This is a genomic window from Pseudomonas marginalis, assembly GCF_001645105.1.
Classification (GTDB): Bacteria; Pseudomonadota; Gammaproteobacteria; order Pseudomonadales; family Pseudomonadaceae; genus Aquipseudomonas; species Aquipseudomonas petroselini.
The window spans coordinates 14091-33142 of the sequence record NZ_LKEG01000054.1; the positions used below are offsets into that span (position 1 = coordinate 14091).

A 19052-nucleotide genomic window follows, 5' to 3' on the forward strand; every position below is an offset into this window, starting at 1 on the left:
CGGCCTCCATAACTCGACGCTATCGAATGTGTGGGCTTGCTCGCTCCCACATGTTTGCCTGCGGCGCTTATCGCAATTTGAGCAACGCTTGAACCAACGGCTGCACATCTAGGCCATTGACTTGCTTGACCTGTTGGATCATCGCCTCAGGCCAGCACTGCATGCCCAGGCACGCACCGAGCATGGCGCCAAGAATCGCGGCGATGGTATCGGTGTCACCGCCAAGACTGGCCGCCAGGCACAGTGCTTCGAACGCATTCATCTCGCCCACCGCCACTTGCTGGGCCAGGGCAAACGACACCACCACCGACTCCTGGGAAGCCACGGAGGTGCCAATCAGTTCGTACAGCAGGTCGGCGAACAGGGCCTTGTCGCCGCTGCCGACGCTCAAGGTCCGTGCCCAACTGATGCGGGTGGAAATCCGCCCACCGGCGATCCAATGACCGTGGCCTTCCGCCTGCTGCGCGACGTGCGTGCCGATGTTCAGCGCTTCGCCCAGGTCCACGCCGTTGATACCGGCCGAGACCACCGCCGCCACCGCAGCAGCGCTGGAGATGCCCAATGTGGTGTTGTGGGTGACCTGGCACGCCTGGATCACCGCCTGGATAAACTGCACCGGGTCGCTGACATCGGCGGCAATACCCACTGGGGTGATACGCATCGCTGCGCCGTTGGTAGTGCCGTAGCGACCGGATTCTTCCGGTGTGTGCCCGGCGAGGATCATGTCGATCGCACGCTTGGTGGAGGGGCCGAGCAAGTCCTGGGAGCCCTTGGCGCGCATGACCGCTTCCCAGTCGATCAGGCGCTGGGCGAGCACGGTGGGTTCGATTTTGCCTTGGCCTTCCACCAGCAATTCGCCGACCAGGATCGCCTGCTCGGTGTCATCGGTGATGGAGCCCGCCGGCATGTTGGGCGCGATAGGCTGGTCGGCGTCGGCATCTTCAAGGCCGGTGATGGCACCGAAACGCGCTCGGACTTGTTCGCGGCTCAGGGACTGGGTCGGCATGCCCAGGGCATCGCCCAACGCCAAGCCGTAGAAAGCGCCGAGGGCGCGATTATGCGGGGTCATTTCGAGTGTCCAAACTGGAGGTGCAGGCGAAAGTGCAGCGGGTCGAGCAAGCTTTCGACGTATTCCATGAAACGCTCGCGACGGTCGTAAGTCGTACGCGAGGCCTTGAGGAACACCGTGCCTGCAGGGCGGCCAAGCAACTCGGCGTCTTCGTCGCTGAGCGGTTCGGCGCCGATCCACTGGTCACCTTCGGCGCCAACGTAGCCGTAGGCGGCCAGGGTGATGGTCAGGGAATCGTCGATCAGGCCAACCCGAGGCAGGCTTTCCAGGCCACCGGAAGCCGGCATCAGCGAGCGCTCCAGGGACACGGCCGTACCATCAGTGGTACGTCGCCGGCGGTCGAGCGCAATGAATTGGTCGCTGCCGAAACGGCTGAACAGGTCCGGGCGGGTCACCGCTTCCAGGCGCAGGATGTCGGTGTTCACCCGCGCGCCGGTGTCGGCCAGGGCCTGAGCCCAGCCGCTGCGTTGGTCGAGCACCATGCCGTCAAAGGTGACGATGGAGCCGACGCCGCTTTGGGTCGCGATGTAATTGCGCCGCTTGAGCTCGGCGAGGGCTTCGCGCAGGGTACCGCGGCTGACCGCGAACTCTTCGGCCAATTGGTGCTCGCCCGGCAGCAGGACACCGTCGGCCATCACCCCACCCTCGATACGGCGGATGAGCTCGTCGACGACGCGTTTTTTCTTATCAAATCGAACATGTCTAATCATGTACAAATTGATAACCGAAAGCGCCCGTTGGCAGCAAGCAAATTATTTCAGGAAGGAGAAAAAACCGGCTTCAGGGCTCCAGGCCGATGGGGAAAAACGTCCCGCCGCTCCAGACGCCAAGCCAGTTCTGACCGTTGATCGGACGGCTCACCGCCAGCTCCACCAACTGGTAGAACGCATTGCGATGCACCAGGGCTTCAAGGTTGGTGCGCACCCGCAGGTAAGGGGCAGGCTCCTGGGTAACGGGGTCAATCACGACCCGCAGCGGGTGTTCCAGGCCAGCCTCGATCTGGTCGTCCACGTTGGTGGTGAAACGCAGCAACTGACCTTCGCCCTGCCCTTCAACCTCCAGAGTAACGGCGACAAACGGCGCGTCATCGACGGTGATACCGACTTTTTCTACGGGAGTGACCAGAAAGTAATCATCGCCATCGCGGCGAATGATGTTGGAGAACAACTTGACCATCGGCTTACGCCCGATCGGCGTGCCCTGGTAGAACCAGGTGCCATCACGGGCGATACGCATGTCGATATTGCCGCAGAAGTCCGGGTTCCACAGGTGCACCGGCGCCGGTCCTTTGCCTTTGGGCAGTTGGGCCAGCAAGTCGTTGGCCTTGGCGGAATCGGTCATGGTGCTCTCCTAGTGCTTATTGATTGCTCATCCCCAGCAGGCCTCGGGCGTACTGCGCCAGCGGACGGGCAATCAGATCTTCTGGCTTGTTGTCGTGGAACGTCAGTAAACCGCCACGACTGCGAATACGTGCAGTATCAATCAAATACTGGGTGCTGGTCTCGATCAACATGATCTGGATGACGCCGCTGTCCAGGCCAACACGGTCGAGGGCTTCCTGATCGGACCACTCATCCGCGTTACCGATGCGGTCATCGGCCTTGGCGAAGCGGCAGTACAGCAGGTAGTGAGCGCCCGCCGCACGGGCTTCGGCCATCGCCTGTTCCAAGCCTTCCGGCTGGCGGGCACGGCGCACCATGGGGAAATATTCGACAAAACCGTTGAAGGCTTCCTCGGCCACCACGTTCGGGCGCGGATAGGCGCTGCCCGGTGGTACGAAGGCGCCCTGGGCGATAAAGATAAAGGAGTCCGGCTGCACGCGAATCGAGGCGGTGCGACGGGTATCGCTGTGGTCCAGCAAGCCGGCGTCACTCATCTGATAACGGGTGCCTTCGGCCATATCGCTGACGGTCATGCAACCACTCAGCGTCAACGACACCAGCAACAAAACCAGACTACGCATCCTAATCCTCCAGAAGCCGGTGACGGAAAACCGGCGAATGGGCGTGAGATGCAGGTTTTGCGCCATTTGGTAGCAACATATGACAAATGTGAGAGGGGCCTCCTCCCACACTGGTTTGTGTGTTGTCTTGGGGGTGGGTCAGCCGCCGATAATTTTCATGATCGTGGCGCCGCCCGAGAACGCTACTTCCTGCTTGTCACCCAAAGCCTTCATCAACAGACCTTGCAGCGCCGGCAGTGCTTGATGGCGCGGCTTGTCCAGCAAGTCGCCGACATAGTGACGGTTGCTGGACGACAGGCACCCGTGCAGCCAACCGGTGGACGACAACCGCAACCGTGAACAGGTACGGCAGAACGGCACGCTTTCGTTAGCGATCACACCAAAGAACCCCTTGCCCGGCACTTCGTAGCGCACCGCGGTGGCGTCCACGGGAGCGTTGGCTTGCAGGTATTCATACTGCTCGCCGATCAGGCTCAACAGTTGCTGCAGGCTGACAAATTGCTGCAGGAACGCGTTGGAATCCTTGGCCAGGTGGCCCATGCGCATCAGCTCGATAAAACGCAGCTCGTAGCCACGCTCCAGGCAGTAGTCGAGCAGCGGCATGACTTGGTCGAGGTTCTGGCCGCGCAACGGCACCATGTTGACCTTGATCTTGATCCCGGCGGCACGGGCCTGGTCCATGCCATCAAGCACGGTGGCCAGGTCGCCGCCACGGGCGATGCTGCGGAAGGCGTCGGGGTCCAGGGTGTCGAGGGAGACGTTGATGCGCTTGATCCCGGCCTCCACCAGCAATGGCAGCTTGCGCGCCAGCAGTTGGCCGTTGGTGGTCAAGCTGATGTCACTGAGGCCCATCTGCCCGACTGCGCCCATGAAGGCTTCCAGCTTGGGGCTGACCAACGGCTCACCGCCGGTGATGCGCAGGCGGTCGATGCCGGCCGCTTCAATAAGGTATTCCACGCCACGGGCCATGGCCTCGGCCGAGAGTTCGTCCTGGGCAGCCACCAGCCGCTTGCCATTCGGCACGCAGTAGGTACACGCGTAATTACAGGCTGAGGTCAGGCTGATCCGCAAATTGCGAAAACGCCTGCCTTGACGATCAACGATCATGGATCACTCCGGCAGAGGATGATTCGGGCGCACTAAAAGCTGACTGATAAATCAGCTTTTAGCAAGGGTCCATGCCTGAGTATATTCCTGGGGTACTACGCGTGGCAGCAAATCATTACGTGGACGGCGATTCCAGCGGTGGCTGCTCGGAACTGTGTTTGCGCTTGTTGCCCATGCGCACGCCGATGTCCATCAGGAACTGGAAGAAACCTTCCTGGTCTTCGAGCACATTGCTCCAGAACGGCGAGTGGTACAGCGCCACGGCGCCGTGCACCAAGGCCCACGCGGCGCAGTAGTGGAAATACGGCGGCACGTCTTCCAGCTTGCCTTCGCTGATGCGGCCTTTGATCAGCAGCGTCAGGCGTTCGAAGTTCGAGGCGCGGATCTTGTGCAGTTCCTCGACCATTTCCGGCACCTGGTGGCCCTTGACCACCTTCTCTTCCAGGCGGTCGAACAGGCGGTAGCGCTGCGGGTCGCGCATGCGGAACTCGAAGTAGGCGCGGGACAGGGCTTCCTTGTCCTTGTCGACGTCGGCCGAATGCAGCAGTTCGTTCAAGTCGCGCTCGTAGTCGAGCATCAGCCGCAGGTAAATCTCGGCCTTGGACTTGAAGTGCTTGTAGATCGTGCCTTTGCCGATACCCACGGCATCCGCAATCATCTCGACGGTGACGCTGTCTTCACCTTGTTCGAGGAACAGCTTGAGTGCGGTGTCGAGAATTTCCTGCTCACGGCGGCGAAACTCACGGACCTTACGGGGTTCTTTGTGCATGAGTAAGAGGTCTGCAGAGGTCGATAGAGGGAGGGTTACGCAAGGCCACGGATACGTGACGATACGATTTACCCGATGCGAGGGATTATCCCGACTGAACGGTCGTTGGGCAATGTCTATGTGAACCCGGAATGCACTTTACTTTCAGCACGCCAACGTTTTCATTGATATCAGTCAGAAATAACACGCAAAAACCGCACCCGTGCACCGGCCTGATGAGAACTCAAGCGAAGCGCGCGTATTCCAAATCTGTTTAAAAAACGACCAGTCGCGACTGGACTGAATCGGATACTGATCAATACTTCAACTGTCGGCGTGACATCTCCCCCAAGTGAAGCGCTGACCTGGGTACCAACGGACCGCGTGCCCTTGTTTTACTCCTAATGGTCTTAGCCCGGATTCGCCCCCCCCAGAACCCGGGTTTTTTTTGCCTGCGATTTAGTTATCTACACAATGCTGTAGTGAGCGAGCTTGTCAGCTTTTGAACGTTGTGCGTCAGCCGGCGACGTGAGCCAGCGGGAACAGACGCTTGAAGTTTGCAGTGGTCTGTTCGGCAAAGCGCTCGTAGGACTCACCGCGCAGCATCGCCAGGTAATCCGCCACATCGCGCACATACTCCGGCAGGTTCGGCTTGCCGCGATGGGGGATCGGCGCCAGGTACGGCGAATCGGTTTCCACCAGCAGACGGTCGGCCGGCACTTGGCGTGCGACGTCGCGCAGGGCGTCGGCGTTGCGGAAGGTGACAATGCCCGACAGCGAAATGTAGAACCCCAGGTCCAGGGCTGCCTTGGCCATGTCCCAGTCTTCGGTAAAACAATGCAACACACCGGCCTGCGGCAGCGCGGCTTCGCGCAGCAAGGTCAGGGTGTCGGCACGGGCGCCACGGGTGTGGACGATCACCGGTTTGCCGGTCTGCTGGGCGGCTTGCAGGTGCAGGCGGAAGGACGCCTGCTGCAAGTCGGCGGCTTCGGGTTCGTAGTGGTAATCCAGGCCGGTTTCGCCGATGGCCACCACGCGCGGGTGGTTCAGTTCGCCCAGCAACCAGTCGAGGGCCGGGGCTTCGCCGGGCTTGAGGTCCAGCGGATGGATACCCACCGAGCAATCCACATCGGCATAACGCTCGGCCAGGGCTTTAACGTCGGCGGCGTTTTCGGCGCTGACGCCGATGCACAGGAAGTGCCCTACCCCGCGCTGGCGTGCGGCGTCGAGCGCGGCATCAAGGGAGCCGCCGTGCTGGGCCAAGTCGAGGCGGTCAAGGTGGCAATGGGAATCTACGAGCATAGGTATCTACAACTTCAGTCACGAAAAGTGTCTGGCCGACGATACACCCGCCGGCCACGGAAATTAACGGCGGCCGAGCAAACCGACCCACTGCACCAGCAGCGCTTCGAGCAGCAGCACGCGGTTCAGGTTGGCCTTGCCGAGCACTTTCTGGCGCTGCGCGAGGATCCAGTCCTGGATAGTCAGGACTTTGTCCTGGGCGCTTTTCTGCGCCAGGTACTGCACCACCTTGCGCATGTCCGGCAGACCCAGGCCGTTTTCATCCTGGGTCAGCTGGTAACGCAGAATCAGGCTCGACCAGTCGCAGAACCAGTCGAACAGCAACAGCAAGGGAATGTCCTTCCAGGCAGTTTCTGCCAATTGGGTGGCGGACATTTCCTGCTTGATCAGTTTCTTCACGCCATCCACCACCAGCGCGCGCTGCTCACGCACGCCCTGGGCTTGCAGCTTCACCGCCGCCAACGGCGAGCCGGCAGCCAGTGTCAGCAACTCGACGCGCTCGTCCTCGGTGCAGTCCGGCAACGCCTTCCCCAGCCACTCAAGGCTCATGGCCTCGCTCGGCAGCGGACACGCCTGCTGCACGCACCGGCTGCGGATAGTCGGCAACAGGCGGCTGGACTGGTGACTCACCAGCAACAACACGGTGTCGCCGGACGGCTCCTCCAGGCTTTTGAGCAACGCGTTGGCGGCGTTGATGTTCATCGCCTCCACCGGCTCGATCAGCACCACCTTGCGCCCGCCCATCTGCGCGGTTTGCACCACGAAGCTGACGAGGTCACGCACCTGGTCGACCTTGATTGCTTTGTCGGCTTCCTCGGGTTCCAGCACGTAGTTATCCGGGTGGCTGCCGGCCTTGAGCAACAGGCACGACTTGCACTCACCGCAGGCTTCCAGGTTGACCGGACGCTGGCACAGCAAGCTGGCCATGAGCCGCTCGGCCAGGTCACGCTTGCCGATACCCACCGGCCCATGCAACAGGTAGGCGTGCGCGTGCTGGGCGCGGCCGGCCAGTTGTTGCCACAGGCTGTCCTGCCACGGGTAGGCTTCAGCCACGGGCGCGCTCCAGCAGGGTCGGCAACAACGCATCGATGGCTTGCTGCACGTGGGCCAGCGGCTGGGCAGCGTCCAGCAGGTAATAACGCTCAGGCTCGGCGGCGGCGCGTGTGAGGAACGCGGTACGGACTGCGTCGAAGAAAGCCTGGCCTTCCAGCTCGAAACGGTCCAGACGGCCACGGGCACTGGCACGGGCCAAGCCGACTTCCACCGGCAGGTCGAACACCAGCGTCAGGTCAGGGCGCAAATCGCCTTGGACGAAGGTTTCCAGGGTGGCGATGCGCGCCAGGGACAAGCCGCGGCCACCGCCTTGGTAGGCGTAGGTGGAATCGGTAAACCGGTCGCAAATCACCACGGCACCACGGGCCAGGGCCGGACGAATCACTTCGGCCAGGTGCTGGGCGCGCGCGGCAAACACCAGCAGCAGCTCGGTGTCCGGGTTCATCTGTTCTTCACCCGGCGCCAGCAGCACTTCGCGGATGCGCTCCGCCAGTGGCGTACCACCCGGTTCGCGGGTCAACACCACCTCGATGCCTTCGCTGCGCAAACGCTCGGCCAGGTAATCGCGGTTGGTACTTTTGCCGGCGCCTTCGGGGCCTTCCAGGGTAATAAACAAGCCAGTCACAGGCAGTCCTTAGTCAGAGTCATTGCGGGCTTTGCGGTGCGGCGGCGTCCGGCACAGGAGCCGCCGGCGTTTCGGCGGGCGCATCGGCCGATGGCGCTGCATCTTCCGCAGGCTTCACCACCGGCGCCGGGCTGGAGCGGTAATCGGCGCGGCGCTTGAGCTGGAACTCACGCACGGCGGCATTATGCGCATCCAGGTCATCGGAGAAAATATGGCTGCCGTCACCCCTTGCGACAAAATACAAGCTGCTGCCCGGCACCGGGTTCAGCGCGGCATGGATCGCCTCGCGACCGACCATGGCGATGGGCGTCGGCGGCAGGCCGGCGACCATGTAGGTGTTATAGGGGTTGGCTTCCTTGAGATGAGCGCGGGTCAGCTTGCCGTTGTAGCGCTCGCCCAGGCCGTAGATGACCGTCGGATCGGTCTGCAGCAGCATGCCGATCTTCAGGCGACGCACAAACACCCCGGCGATCTGCCCACGCTCTTCAGGCACGCCGGTCTCTTTCTCCACCAGCGAGGCCATGATCAGCGCTTGATAAGGGTCGGTGTAGGGCGCATCGGTGGCGCGCTTGCTCCACTCCTGGGCGAGGACATCGTCCAGGCGGTTATAGGCTTTTTTCAGGAATTCGACGTCGGTCATGCCCCGCACAAAGCGATAGGTATCCGGGAAGAACCGCCCTTCGGGAAACACGCCGGGGTGACCGAGCTTGTCCATCACTTCGCTGTCAGTCAGGCCCGAGAGGGTTTGCACGATCTTTTCATGCTTGGCCAGGGCCGAGCGCACCTGGCGGAAGTTCCAGCCTTCCACCAGTGTAAGGCTGTATTGCACCACTTCACCGCGCTGCCACAGGCCGATCAAGCCCTGCGCCGTCATACCGGGTGTCATGCGGTATTCGCCGCTGTGCAGTGGCTGGCCGTCGAGGTTGAAGCGCCAGTACAGGCGCAACCAGAAAGCGCCTTCAAGCACGCCCTCGGCTTCCAGGCGATTGAAGGTGCCGGTAGGGGTCGCCCCCGCCGGTACATCGAGCAATTGCTCCTGAGTCAGGTTCAAGGGCTGCTTCAAGGCAGAATCGAACTTCCAGGCCGAATAGCCCAACAGCAACGCCGCCGAGAACAAGGCGATCAGCAGCAGTACAACCAGTTTTCGTATCAACTCAAATATCCAATAGTGCGCGAACAATGCCCTGCAGTTTACGGGTGAGCGGCCCAACCGGCCAGCTCATCGCAGCGCACCCACGCACCGGCCAAATGCCATAAACGCTGTTACACACAAAGACTTCATCGGCCTGCTGTAACTGCTCAAGGCTGATGTCGGCCACGGCCACCGGGACGCCCAGGGTTTGCGCCTGGGCCAGAATCTCGGCGCGCATCACGCCGGCAACCCCACAACGATTCAGATCGGCGGTTAGTAACAAGCCGTTGCGCACCAGGAACAGGTTGCTGAATACGCCCTCGATGACGCGCCCGGACACATCCAGCATCAAGCCTTCGGCATGCTCGGCATCCTGCCACTCAGCGCGGGCGATCACCTGCTCCAGGCGATTGAGGTGCTTGAGGCCGGCCAGTAACGGCTGCTCAGCCAAGCGGGTAGCACAGGCAAACAGGCGGATGCCGTCGGCTGCATGGGCATTGGGATAGGTAGCGGGCGGACTGCCCTGCAAGATACGGCGCGCCGGGGCGCCAGGGGTGATTCCATAACCGCGCAGGCTGTCGCCACGGGTGAGGATCAATTTGAGAACGCCATCGCCGAGGGCGGCGGCAAAGGCCAGCACTTCGCTACGGATCAGCACCTGATCCGCAACCAAAGCGAGGCGCCTGCACCCCTCTTCGAGACGTTGCAGGTGGCGGTCGAGCAGCACAGGCTGCCCGGCCTTGACGGCGAGGGTCTCGAACAGCCCATCGCCATACGCCAGGCCACGATCTTTCAGAGGCACGCTGTCCGCTGGCTGACCGTCGACCCAGCTGTGCATCACTCGGCGAACCGGCGGAACACCAGGGACCCGTTGGTACCGCCAAACCCGAACGAGTTGGAGATTGTCACGTCGATCGGCATGGGCTGCGCTTCGTGAGGCACGAAGTTCAGGTCGCAACCTTCGTCCGGCTCATCCAGGTTGATGGTCGGCGGAGCGACCTGATCCTTGATGGCCATGACACTGAAGATCGCTTCAACCGCGCCCGCCGCGCCCAGCAAGTGGCCCGTCATGGACTTGGTGGAGCTGACCGCCAGCTTGTACGCGTGCTCACCGAACACCGACTTGATGGCTTCGGCTTCCGCCAGGTCGCCCGTCGGGGTCGAGGTGCCGTGGGCATTGATGTACTGCACCTGGTCCGGGTTGACCTTCGCATCGCGCAGGGCGTTGGTGATGCAACGCGCAGCACCGGCACCGTCGGACGGTGGCGAGGTCATGTGGTAGGCGTCACCGCTCATGCCAAAGCCGATCAGCTCGGCGTAAATGGTGGCGCCACGTGCCTTGGCGTGTTCCAACTCTTCCAGCACCAGCGCACCGGCACCGTCGGACAATACGAAGCCATCACGGCCCTTGTCCCACGGACGGCTGGCACGGGTCGGCTCATCGTTGCGGGTAGACAGCGCACGGGACGCGCCGAAGCCGCCCATGCCCAGGCCGCAGGCCGCCATTTCGGCGCCGCCGGCGATCATCACGTCGGCTTCGTCATAAGCGATGTTGCGCGCCGCCATGCCGATGCAATGCGTACCGGTGGTGCAGGCGGTGGCAATGGCGTAGTTAGGTCCCTGTGCGCCCAAGTGGATGGACAGGAAACCGGAAATCATATTGATGATCGAACCCGGCACGAAGAACGGTGAAATTCGACGGGGGCCGGAATCGTGCAAGGTGCGGCTGGTTTCTTCGATATTGGTCAAACCGCCAATACCCGAACCCATGGCCACGCCGATGCGGTCACGGTTGGCGTCGGTGACTTCCAGGCCGGCGTTACGCACTGCCTGAAAACCGGCTGCCAGGCCGTATTGAATGAACAGGTCGAGTTTGCGGGACTCTTTTATCGAGAGATATTCCTCGACATTAAAACCCTTTACCGAGCCGCCAAAACGGGTGGAATAGGCAGAAAGGTCCGTGTGTTCGATCAGACCAATACCACTGCGGCCAGCCAGAATGCCCTGCCAACTGCTCGGCACATCCGTGCCCAGTGGCGACAACATACCCATACCGGTGACTACGACGCGTCTACGCGACACAGCACTCTCCTTTTTCTTGATGACGACACTTTGCATCAGAACCGACTTTTCATCAGCGCTTAAAGAAAAAACCGCACGCCGTTACAGCAGTGCGGTTTTTCCCTGACAGCAAGCGACGACTACAAACTATTACGCCTGGTGGCTAGTAACGTAGTCGATAGCAGCTTGAACAGTAGTGATTTTTTCAGCTTCTTCGTCCGGGATTTCGGTCTCGAATTCCTCTTCCAGAGCCATCACCAGCTCAACGGTGTCAAGGGAATCGGCACCCAGGTCTTCTACGAAGGAAGCAGTGTTGACCACTTCTTCTTCTTTAACGCCCAGTTGCTCGGCGACGATTTTCTTGACGCGCTCTTCGATGGTGCTCATACCTTGTTTAACTCCTAATGGACAAATTCAGGCAGCTGGCCAGTGGGTAAGTGTATAGAAAGCCATTTCAGCTTTTCAACTGAAAGCTTCACCCTGTACCCGGTCGGCCACCTGCCTATAAATTAAGTTGCAGCTTTATAACGGATTTTAGACAGCTCGTATGACATTTTTTTGAAGCGATCCGTCACAATTTAACTCATGTACATCCCGCCGTTCACCGGGATTGTAGCCCCAGTCACGTATGCCGCACCGTCAGATGCCAGGAAAGTGACCACATTCGCGATCTCTTGAGCCTGGCCCAGACGGCCCAGCGGAATCTGCGTCAGCAAGGCTTCACGCTGTGCTTCCGGCAGTTCGCGGGTCATATCGGTGTCGATGAACCCTGGGGCCACCGAGTTGACCGTAATCGACCGCGAGCCGACTTCACGCGCCAATGCACGACTGAAACCTTCCAGACCGGCCTTGGCGGCTGCATAGTTTACTTGGCCTGCGTTGCCCATGGCACCCACTACGGAGCCAATATTGATAATTCGGCCCCAACGCGCCTTGGTCATGCCACGCAAAACGCCCTTGGACAGGCGAAACAGACTGTTCAAGTTGGTGTCGACCACGTCGTACCACTCGTCGTCTTTCATGCGCATCATCAGGTTATCGCGGGTGATACCGGCGTTATTCACCAGAATAGCCGGTGCGCCGAACTGTGCAGTGATCTCGGCCAATACTGCAGCCACGGACTCATCGCTGGTCACGTTCAGTTCAAGACCGGTGCCTTGCACGCCGTTTTCCTTCAGGGTCGCGGCGATACGCTCGGCGCCCGAGGCGGAAGTGGCGGTGCCGATCACAACGGCACCCTGACGGCCCAGCTCCAGGGCGATCGCCTGGCCAATGCCACGGCTAGCGCCGGTGACCAGTGCAACTTTACCTTGCAGACTCATGCAGGCTTCTCCTAAGTTCGGGATCAGGGTTCAGGCCAGTGCCGCGCGAGCGGCAGCGAAGGCATCCGGGGTATTCAGGTTAGCGGTCGACACACCGTCGGCGCAGCGTTTGTTCAGGCCGGCCAGGACTTTGCCCGGGCCGCACTCGACCAGCTCGGTGGCGCCATTGGCGGCCAGGGTCTGGACCGACTCAACCCAGCGTACGGGCTTGTAGAGCTGTTCCAGCAGGTCGCGCTTGAGGGTCTCGAGGTCGACGGCCACTGCCGCGCTGACGTTCTGCACCAGCGGGATCTGCGGCGCCTGCCAGTTGATGGCGGCGATGGACTCGGCAAAACGCTCGGCCGCCGGGCGCATCAGCTCGCAGTGCGATGGCACGCTCACCGGCAACGGCAATGCGCGCTTGGCGCCACGCGCCTTGCAGCCTTCGATGGCACGCTCAACGGCAGCCTTGGCACCGGCGATCACCACCTGGCCAGGGGAGTTGAAGTTCACCGCGCTGACGACCTCGCCTTGGGCCGCTTCGGCGCAGGCTTCGATCACCACGGCATCGTCCAGGCCCAGGATAGCGGCCATGCCGCCCTGCCCGGCCGGAACGGCTTCCTGCATCAGTTGACCACGACGCTCGACCAGCTTGACCGCTTCACCGAGGGTCAGGCTGCCCGCCGCCACCAGGGCGCTGTATTCGCCCAGGCTGTGACCGGCGACGAATGCCGGGCGCGCGCCGCCTTCCGCCAGCCACAAGCGCCACAAGGCGATCGAAGCGGTCAGGATGGCTGGTTGGGTTTTATCGGTTTGATTGAGTTGTTCTTCCGGCCCCTGCTGGGTCAGTACCCACAGGTCGTAACCCAGGGTGTCGGAAGCTTCCTTGAAGGTGTCCAGGATCAATGGGTATTGCGCGCCCAGCTCGGCCAACATGCCGAGGGACTGCGAACCCTGCCCTGGAAAGACGAATGCGAGGGATGTAGACATGTAACAAGCCCCTAATGATCTGGTCGTCAAAAATGCGCACTCCTACGGTGGGAGCGCACGAAACTGACAGATTGGATGGTCAATTGAACTGGCCGGTCACATTTAAGCACTCCCGGGCCGATTCGCCTAAGGCAACAGATCCTCAAGACGCCCGTGCAAGCGTTGCGGCAGGTTCTCCTGGATCTCGATCAAGGCCCGCGCAATCGCGCTTTGAAAGCCCTCGACGCCTGCCGAGCCATGACTTTTCACCACGATGCCCTGCAACCCCAGGAAACTCGCGCCATTATGCCGCGCCGGGGCCAGGTCAGCCTGCAGGCGGCGCATCAACGGCAGCGCCAGGGCGCCCACCATGCGTGACACCAGGTTCTGCCTGAACAACGCTTCGATACGCGTGGCGATCATGGTCGCCAGGCCTTCGCTGGATTTGAGCAGGATATTGCCGACAAAACCGTCGCACACCACCACGTCCGCTTCGCCACGGTACAAACCATCACCTTCGATAAAACCGACGTAGTTCAGACCCCGCGCGCCTTGCAACAAGGTGGCCGCCAGCTTGACCTGCTGGTTGCCCTTGATGTCTTCGGTGCCGATATTCAGCAAGGCCACCCGCGGGCGGGCTACGCCCAGCGCTTCGGCGGCCACCGAGCCCATCACGGCAAACTGGAACAGGTGCTCGGCACTGCAATCGACGTTGGCGCCCAAGTCCAGCAGTTGGCAATAACCTTTCTGTGTCGGAATCGCCGCCACCATCGCTGGCCGGTCGATGCCGGGCAACGTCTTGAGCACATAACGCGACAATGCCATCAACGCACCGGTGTTACCGGCGCTGACACAGGCCTGCACCTTGCCGTCGCGCAGCAACTCAAGGGCCACCCGCATTGACGAGTCGGGCTTGCCACGCAGGGCCGCCGCCGGCTTTTCATCCATACCGATGGTTTCGCTGGCCGCTGTAACCGTCAGGCGCGCGCGATCCACCGCCGGATGGCTGGCAATCAGTTCTTCAAGTAAGGAGGGTTGACCGACGAGGGTCAGGTGCAGCGAGGGTGTGGCTGACAGGCTGGCAATGCAGGCCTGAACAATGCTGCGGGGACCGAAGTCCCCGCCCATTGCGTCTATCGCGATGACTAGAGCAGACAAGTGATTACTCGTCAGCGCCCTTGTCGATCACTTTACGGCCACGGTATACACCTTCTGGCGATACGTGGTGACGCAGGTGAACTTCACCGGTGGTCTTTTCTACGGACAGGGTGCTAGCCTCGAGAGCGTCGTGCGAACGACGCATGTCACGGGCGGAGCGGGATTTTTTGTTCTGCTGAACAGCCATAATTGATTAACTCCTAAACGTTTGGGTCACGCTTTAACTGCGCCAATACACTGAACGGGTTGGACCGCGTTACCTCGTCCTCGCTCGGTTCGGACTCGTCATCGAGCCCCTCCGGCTGCTGGCATTCTTCCGGATGATGAGCAGGCACAATGGGCAAGGCGAGCAGAAGCTCCTCCTCGATCAGTGCATGCAGATCCAATGGATCTTCGCCCAGTTCCAGCACGTCATAACCTTTCGGCAACGACTGGGTATTCGCACCCTCCTTCACCACGGCATAACTGCACTCGCTGTGGATCGGCAGGGTGACCAGCTCAAGACAACGCTGGCAAACCATTTTGACTTCGGTGTCGATAAAGCTGTGAATTACCACAGATTTACGTTCATCTCGTTCAAAAACGAATTTAGCCTGGACCGTACCGACGGTGTCGGAAAGCGGGTCGCAGAGTCTATCCAAATCGGCCAACAGCAACTCACCTTGAAGGGAAGTGCCACGATCAGCCAATTTGCGCGGGTCAACGTGAGGTGGAATCGGGTCATTCAACATAGGCGCAGCATTATAGGGATGCACCCAGCCATGTCAAAGGAAATTCAGCCCTGTGCGTCAGCCGGTCACGCCGCTAGAATCCGCTGCCGCCCTGAGGAGACGCCTATGCTGCCTTTATTACTCGCATCCAGCTCGGTTTATCGCCGGGAATTGCTGAGCCGCCTGCACCTACCGTTCATCTGCAGCTCGCCGGATATCGACGAAAGCCACCGTAAAAATGAATCCGCCGTCGAGCTGGTCAAGCGCCTGGCCGAACAAAAAGCCCGCGCCCTGGCCGCCAGTCATCCGGGGCATTTGATTATCGGCTCGGACCAAGTCGCCGCGCTGGAAGGTCGGATCATCGGCAAACCGCACACTTTCGAAAATGCTCGCGAACAGTTACTGGCTGCCAGCGGCAAACGCGTGAGTTTCCTCACCGGGCTGGCACTGCTGAACAGCGAGACAGGGCACTGCCAAGTCGACTGCGTAGCTTTTACAGTGCACATGCGCGAGCTGGACGCTAAGCGTATCGAGCGCTACCTGCGCATCGAGCAGCCGTATGACTGCGCGGGCAGCTTCAAGGCAGAGGGGCTGGGTGTGAGCCTGTTCCAGGGCACCGAAGGGCCGGACGCCACCAGCCTTGTCGGCTTACCGCTGATTCGCCTGGTAGACATGCTGTTGGCAGAGGGCGTGCAAATCCCCTAAGAACAGCACACAACCAAATGTGGGAGGGGGCTTCCCCCCTCCCACATTTGGAACTACACCAGGTTTGAGACTTCAGCGTAGCGTCGGGCCTTGGAAGCCCATGTACAGCGCCAGCTTCTCAGCCACACTCGAACCGAGTTTCTTGGAGAACCGATCAAACGGCGATTCCTCAACCGTGAAATCCACCAACTCCTTCTCGCCAATCACATCCCGCGCCACCGAACTGGCACTGCCCAGGCCGTCGATCAAGCCCAGCGGCAACGCCTGCTCGCCGGACCACACGAGCCCGGAGAACAGCTCCGGATGGTCTTTATCTTTCAGGCGATCGCCACGCCCTTGCTTCACGCTGGCGATGAACTGGCGATGGGTGGTGTCGAGCACGCCCTGCCAGAACTGGGTTTCATCAGCTTTTTGCGGCTGGAACGGGTCAAGGAACGATTTGTGCTCACCCGACGTGTAGGTGCGGCGCTCCACCCCCAGCTTCTCCATGGTGCCGACAAACCCATAACCGGCCGCCGTTACACCGATGGAGCCCACCAGGCTGGCCTTGTCGGCATAGATCTGGTCAGCGGCGCTGGCAATGTAATAGGCACCCGAAGCACCCAGGTCGGAAATCACCGCGTACAGTTTGATATCCGGATGCAGGCCACGCAGACGGCGAATCTCGTCATACACATAACCCGACTGCACCGGGCTGCCGCCCGGACTGTTGATGCGCAGGATCACGCCCTTGACCTTGGGGTCCTCGAACGCGGCACGCAGGCTGCTGACGATGTTGTCGGCGCTGGCGGATTCCTTGTCGGCAATCACCCCGCGCACTTCGATCAGGGCGGTGTAGTGGGCGCCACGGGTCGCGCTTTTTTCCATGTCCATGAGCGGGCTGAACAACGCCAGCATGGCAATCAGCCAGACAAATGTCAGCAGCTTGAAGAAAATCCCCCAACGCCGCGCACGACGCTGTTCCTGGACGCTTGCCAGGAGGGTTTTCTCCAGCAGCTTCCAGCTTTTGTCATCACCGTTTTCAGCCTTTTCGGGCGCTTTCCACTCGTCACTCATGCCATCAACCCCAGCAAAGACTTATTGGGCCCGGCTGAGCCAGGCCTGCAATTCGGAAAAATGATCAATCGTCAGCCTGGGCTCATAGTGCTGCAAGGCCTCGGCCGCCTGGGCGCCATAACTGACCGCCACACTGTCCATGCCAGCATTGCGCGCCATCATCAGGTCGAAGGAGGCATCCCCCACCATCAACGCCTGGCGTGGCGATACACCGCAGTGCGCCAGGATCTGCTCCAGCATCAGAGGATGAGGCTTACTGGCAGTTTCATCGGCGGCGCGGGTGATATCGAAATAATCTTCCCAGCCGTGGGCCTTGAGCACCCGGTCCAGCCCGCGACGGGCCTTGCCGGTAGCGACCGCCAGGTGATAACCCTCGGCGCGGAACGCATCCAGCGACTGCACCACACCCTCGAACAACGGCGAAGGCGTGGCCTCCAGCGCGATGTAGTGATCGGCGTAGTGATCTCGGAAGGCAACCAGCTCAGCGTCGCTGATCTCGGGGTACAAGGTGCGAATAGCCTCAGGCAAGCCGAGCCCGATAATGCCCTTGACCGCGTGGTCAGTGCACAGCACGAACCCCGAACGGGTCGACGCCGTGTGCATCGATTCGACGATCCGACCAATGGAATTACACAGGGTGCCGTCCCAATCGAAGATCAGCAGCTTGTAATCAAGGTGCGACACTCAAACGCTCCACGGTCTTGGCCCACATCTCATCGACCGGCGCCTGCAGCTTCAATTCGCCACCATCGGGCAGCGGCACGGTGAGCATGTAGGCGTGCAGGAACAGGCGCTTGCCGCCTAAATCACGGATTTCTTTGGAGAAACCCTCGTCGCCGTATTTGGTATCACCGGCGATGCAATGACCCGCATGCAAGGTGTGTACGCGAATCTGGTGGGTACGGCCGGTTACCGGCTTGGCCTCGACCATGGTGGCGAAGTCACCGAAGCGACGCAGCACCTTGAACAGGGTCAGGGCTTCTTTACCCTCCTCGTCCACCTCGACCATGCGCTCGCCGGAGCGCAGGTTGCTCTTCTGCAACGGCGCGCGAACGCTTTTGATCGAGCTGGCCCAGTTGCCGCGCACCAGCGCCATGTAGCGCTTGTCTACGCCATCGCCACGCAGGGCGGTATGCAAATGACGCAACATGCTGCGTTTCTTGGCGATCATCAGCAGGCCGGAGGTGTCACGGTCCAGGCGGTGGACCAATTCCAGCTCCTTGGCGTCCGGACGCAACTGACGAAAGGCTTCGATCACACCGAAATTCAGGCCGCTGCCGCCGTGAACCGCAATACCGCAGGGCTTGTTGATCACGATCAGCTTGTTGTCTTCAAAGACAATCGACGCTTCAAGGCGCTGCAACAGGCCTTGGGCCAGCGGGACAGGCTCATCACGCTCAGGCACGCGCACCGGCGGCACACGGACGATATCGCCCGCCTGCAACTTGTACTCGGGCTTGATCCGGCCCTTGTTCACCCGCACTTCACCTTTACGCAAGATGCGGTAGATCAAGGTCTTGGGCACGCCTTTGAGCCTGGCCAGGAGAAAATTATCGATGCGTTGGCCGGCATATTCCGGCGAGACCTCGAGCAGCTGGACGCTGGGGGTCTGGGGGGCGGTAGTCGTCATGGCGGCGATGATAACAATTTTTTATGGAATTGAAGCACTTAATCATTGCTGCTATAGTCGCGAACGCCGCCAAAAGCGGCCTGGACAGAGGACTTGCGGCAAACTGCCGGCCCTGACCATCGCAATTCATCAGGACGCGAGGCCGTCCTACGGGGCTTTCGCCACCTTGGAAGGCTCGGGATTGTAACAAGCGCAGGTGACATGAGGCCTGAAGCGAGTGCAGTACGCAGAGTGATTACTCGCGTTTTGCGCCGATATTTACGGCCAGTTCACAAAGTGCAGTCAGTCTTGAGCCACACCATGGCGAATGCTTCGGAAACAACGCCTGTTAAGAGCTGAGTGAGAGCGCGATCGCCCACACCTAGTCTTGTTTAGCCATGAGCGTGGACTCCCCATTGGAGTACACGGTAAATGCCAACCCGCTGCGGATTCTGCGCGCGGCAGCACCCGAATTATCAGGGAT

The 19052-nt window shown here is 60.8% G+C and carries 22 protein-coding genes; 1 reads left to right on the plus strand and 21 read right to left on the minus strand.

Going from position 1 to position 19052, the window contains the following annotated elements; genetic code table 11:
- Positions 1 to 67: 67 nt before the first annotated feature.
- From AO064_RS26190 to AO064_RS26275, 18 genes are all read right to left on the minus strand, one after another.
- The gene (locus tag AO064_RS26190; RefSeq protein ID WP_064055074.1) at positions 68 to 1069 is read right to left on the minus strand and encodes an ADP-ribosylglycohydrolase family protein; all 1002 of its coding nucleotides are present in this window, start codon (positions 1067 to 1069) and stop codon (positions 68 to 70) included.
- A complete protein-coding gene (locus AO064_RS26195) occupies positions 1066 to 1779 on the minus strand; it encodes a GntR family transcriptional regulator (protein ID WP_046035657.1) in 714 nt (237 codons plus the stop codon). Before AO064_RS26195 ends, AO064_RS26190 begins: the two co-directional genes overlap by 4 nt.
- Positions 1780 to 1849: 70 nt before the next feature.
- A complete protein-coding gene (locus AO064_RS26200) occupies positions 1850 to 2410 on the minus strand; it encodes a DUF1285 domain-containing protein (RefSeq protein WP_064055075.1) in 561 nt (186 codons plus the stop codon).
- 16 nt (positions 2411 to 2426) lie between these two features.
- Positions 2427 to 3032, minus strand: coding sequence for a DUF4823 domain-containing protein (locus AO064_RS26205; RefSeq protein WP_064055076.1), 606 nt, complete (start codon positions 3030 to 3032; stop codon positions 2427 to 2429).
- Between the two features lie 138 nt (positions 3033 to 3170).
- Positions 3171 to 4139 carry a GTP 3',8-cyclase MoaA gene (locus AO064_RS26210; protein WP_015885424.1) on the minus strand — a complete coding sequence of 323 codons (969 nt, stop codon included), beginning with the start codon at positions 4137 to 4139 and terminating at the stop codon, positions 3171 to 3173.
- 115 nt (positions 4140 to 4254) lie between these two features.
- Positions 4255 to 4908, minus strand: coding sequence for a TetR/AcrR family transcriptional regulator (locus AO064_RS26215; protein ID WP_015885425.1), 654 nt, complete (start codon positions 4906 to 4908; stop codon positions 4255 to 4257).
- Between the two features lie 495 nt (positions 4909 to 5403).
- Positions 5404 to 6189, minus strand: coding sequence for a TatD family hydrolase (locus AO064_RS26220; protein ID WP_064055077.1), 786 nt, complete (start codon positions 6187 to 6189; stop codon positions 5404 to 5406).
- Between the two features lie 63 nt (positions 6190 to 6252).
- Positions 6253 to 7242 (minus strand): DNA polymerase III subunit delta', encoded by a 990-nt coding sequence (locus tag AO064_RS26225; RefSeq protein WP_015885427.1) that lies wholly within the window; start codon positions 7240 to 7242, stop codon positions 6253 to 6255.
- Positions 7235 to 7867 carry a dTMP kinase gene (tmk, locus tag AO064_RS26230; RefSeq protein ID WP_015885428.1) on the minus strand — a complete coding sequence of 211 codons (633 nt, stop codon included), beginning with the start codon at positions 7865 to 7867 and terminating at the stop codon, positions 7235 to 7237. Before tmk ends, AO064_RS26225 begins: the two co-directional genes overlap by 8 nt.
- Before the next feature lie 19 nt (positions 7868 to 7886).
- Positions 7887 to 9020 carry an endolytic transglycosylase MltG gene (gene mltG / locus AO064_RS26235; protein ID WP_064055078.1) on the minus strand — a complete coding sequence of 378 codons (1134 nt, stop codon included), beginning with the start codon at positions 9018 to 9020 and terminating at the stop codon, positions 7887 to 7889.
- A 1-nt stretch (position 9021) separates the two neighbouring features.
- Positions 9022 to 9837, minus strand: coding sequence for an aminodeoxychorismate lyase (gene pabC, locus AO064_RS26240; RefSeq protein ID WP_064055079.1), 816 nt, complete (start codon positions 9835 to 9837; stop codon positions 9022 to 9024).
- On the minus strand, positions 9837 to 11081 hold the full coding sequence (gene fabF, locus AO064_RS26245) for a beta-ketoacyl-ACP synthase II (protein WP_015885431.1): 1245 nt from the start codon (positions 11079 to 11081) through the stop codon (positions 9837 to 9839). The genes pabC and fabF overlap by 1 nt, the downstream gene beginning before the upstream one ends.
- 129 nt (positions 11082 to 11210) lie before the next feature.
- Positions 11211 to 11447 (minus strand): acyl carrier protein, encoded by a 237-nt coding sequence (acpP, locus tag AO064_RS26250; protein WP_003175607.1) that lies wholly within the window; start codon positions 11445 to 11447, stop codon positions 11211 to 11213.
- Between the two features lie 191 nt (positions 11448 to 11638).
- Positions 11639 to 12382: a 3-oxoacyl-ACP reductase FabG gene (gene fabG / locus AO064_RS26255; RefSeq protein WP_015885432.1), complete on the minus strand. Its 744-nt coding sequence runs from the start codon at positions 12380 to 12382 to the stop codon at positions 11639 to 11641.
- A gap of 30 nt (positions 12383 to 12412) precedes the next feature.
- Positions 12413 to 13351, minus strand: a complete 939-nt coding sequence (fabD, locus tag AO064_RS26260; protein ID WP_064055080.1) for an ACP S-malonyltransferase — start codon at positions 13349 to 13351, stop codon at positions 12413 to 12415.
- A gap of 126 nt (positions 13352 to 13477) precedes the next feature.
- Positions 13478 to 14488, minus strand: a complete 1011-nt coding sequence (gene plsX, locus AO064_RS26265; protein ID WP_015885434.1) for a phosphate acyltransferase PlsX — start codon at positions 14486 to 14488, stop codon at positions 13478 to 13480.
- A gap of 4 nt (positions 14489 to 14492) precedes the next feature.
- A complete protein-coding gene (gene rpmF / locus AO064_RS26270) occupies positions 14493 to 14675 on the minus strand; it encodes a 50S ribosomal protein L32 (protein WP_003179396.1) in 183 nt (60 codons plus the stop codon).
- A 13-nt stretch (positions 14676 to 14688) separates the two neighbouring features.
- On the minus strand, positions 14689 to 15219 hold the full coding sequence (locus tag AO064_RS26275; RefSeq protein WP_064055081.1) for a YceD family protein: 531 nt from the start codon (positions 15217 to 15219) through the stop codon (positions 14689 to 14691).
- Between the two features lie 105 nt (positions 15220 to 15324).
- Between AO064_RS26275 and AO064_RS26280 the strand changes: the two genes are divergently transcribed.
- A complete protein-coding gene (locus AO064_RS26280) occupies positions 15325 to 15903 on the plus strand; it encodes a Maf family protein (protein ID WP_064055082.1) in 579 nt (192 codons plus the stop codon).
- Positions 15904 to 15975: 72 nt separating this feature from the next.
- Here the strand turns inward: AO064_RS26280 and AO064_RS26285 are convergent, their stop codons facing one another.
- The 3 genes from AO064_RS26285 to rluC are packed head-to-tail and all read right to left on the minus strand — an operon-like array spanning position 15976 to position 18589.
- Positions 15976 to 16959: a S49 family peptidase gene (locus AO064_RS26285; protein ID WP_015885437.1), complete on the minus strand. Its 984-nt coding sequence runs from the start codon at positions 16957 to 16959 to the stop codon at positions 15976 to 15978.
- Positions 16960 to 16980: 21 nt separating this feature from the next.
- Positions 16981 to 17643 (minus strand): HAD-IA family hydrolase, encoded by a 663-nt coding sequence (locus tag AO064_RS26290; RefSeq protein WP_064055083.1) that lies wholly within the window; start codon positions 17641 to 17643, stop codon positions 16981 to 16983.
- A complete protein-coding gene (gene rluC, locus AO064_RS26295; protein WP_015885439.1) occupies positions 17630 to 18589 on the minus strand; it encodes a 23S rRNA pseudouridine(955/2504/2580) synthase RluC in 960 nt (319 codons plus the stop codon). Before rluC ends, AO064_RS26290 begins: the two co-directional genes overlap by 14 nt.
- Between the last annotated feature and the right edge of the window lie 463 nt (positions 18590 to 19052).